At 58.6% G+C, this 1,438-nt stretch carries 2 protein-coding genes; both read left to right on the plus strand.

The genetic code is table 11. The features are described from left to right. The coding region (locus tag EN925_RS35630) for a hypothetical protein (protein WP_206633121.1) at positions 1–389 on the plus strand (389 nt) is incomplete at its 5' end. A 173-nt stretch (positions 390–562) separates the two neighbouring features. After that, positions 563–1,438 (plus strand): Wzz/FepE/Etk N-terminal domain-containing protein (locus EN925_RS35635; RefSeq protein WP_245487420.1); only part of this gene is annotated, 876 nt, incomplete at its 3' end.

Consider the following 1,438-nt stretch of genomic DNA (forward strand, 5'->3'; position numbering starts at 1 on the left):
GTATTCTGCAAGGTGCGTCCCCTCTCGCGTGCAACGAGAAAGATGGCTGCAACATGCCGCTGACCGCATTCAGGTTCCCATTCGGCCAGAATGTCGACCAACGGCGGTTCGGTCGCCTGACCAGTCTTCTGGAGGTCATTCAGATGGACATCGAGAAGGAAATCGCGGCACTGCGCCCTTGCGTGGAAAGGTTCACGGACTGTGCTGCGTTCGCCCTGGAAGCGATGGAAAATGGAGAGAGTCCCGAACGCATGTCCGCGCAGATCGGTACTCTCGAGCAGAACCTGGCGATCATCCGCGGACGGCAGGCCTTGCTGGAACAGCAGACGTCATTTGTCGACGCCGCGAGAGCAGCGCTGCCGCGCGTTCTACCGCCCCACGGGTCCTAAGTTTCGCATACGCCAATTGGCGGCATTTACCTTCCGGATCACGGGAGTAATCTTCCGCAGCAGTCTGGGATCGCGGGGCCTCGGCTTTCAATGCAAAGACCGGCCAAATGCAACGGCCGCCTGCATGGAGCGGGCTGCTCTGGGTGTCTGCGTATGCCTGCAGGAGAAGCTGAATGAATCGCATGTTCACCAATCAATGGCCCTCGATGACGGACCAGCAGGCTTCCGCCGGCCAAGAGTTCATTGGGCTCTCCGACATTACCGAATTTCTGCGCCGCTACGCTGGAACTATCATTGCCTGCCTTGCCATGGCTCTCTTGTTGGCGGGGTTTTACAATTCGAGCACCGACCCAACTTTCATCGCCAGCGCGCAGATTCTGATCGAGCCGAAATTGCCGCAACACCTGCAGGAGGGCGGCGAAGTGGATCTGTCACTGGATACTGCCCAGGTGGAAAGCCAGATCGCTGTAATGCAGTCGGAAAAAATCGCAGCGATGGTGCTCGACCAGTTGAAACTCGTCGACGATGCGCAGTTCAATCGTTCCCAGTCTCCGACTTTGCGGGACAGATTGACGAAGACCGGAGCTGTCCTGCTTGACGCCTTGGGGCTGCGGAAAAGCGCCTGGCTGCAGCATTTCGCTCTTAGCGAGCCTGCCGCACCCCCCATGCTGACCGATTTTCAGAAGTTCCGTCGGAGCATGTTGGTTTTCCGCAACGGCCTCGACGTCCGCCGAGTCGGCGTTTCCTACGCGATTGACATATCCTTCACCTCTCCTGATCCCGAGGGCGCAGCCAGGATTGCGAACGCCACGGCCGATGCCTTCGTACGTGAGCAGATCGAAACCAAGACTGACGCAGCCAAGGAAGGAGGCGCGTGGCTGGAAATGCGGCTTCAGCAGCTGCGAACTCAAATGAATGAGGCCATGGCAAAAGCGCAGCAGTTCCGGTCACGGCACGACTACAGCGTCGGCATTGAAGCCAAAGCAGACGGGACGAGTGCTGAGCCGACGCTCGAAGAACTTGAGGTGACGGCTGAAACCTACCAGAAG

This window comes from Mesorhizobium sp. M7A.F.Ca.US.006.04.2.1 (assembly GCF_004022915.1).
GTDB classification, from domain to species: domain Bacteria; phylum Pseudomonadota; class Alphaproteobacteria; order Rhizobiales; family Rhizobiaceae; genus Mesorhizobium; species Mesorhizobium ciceri.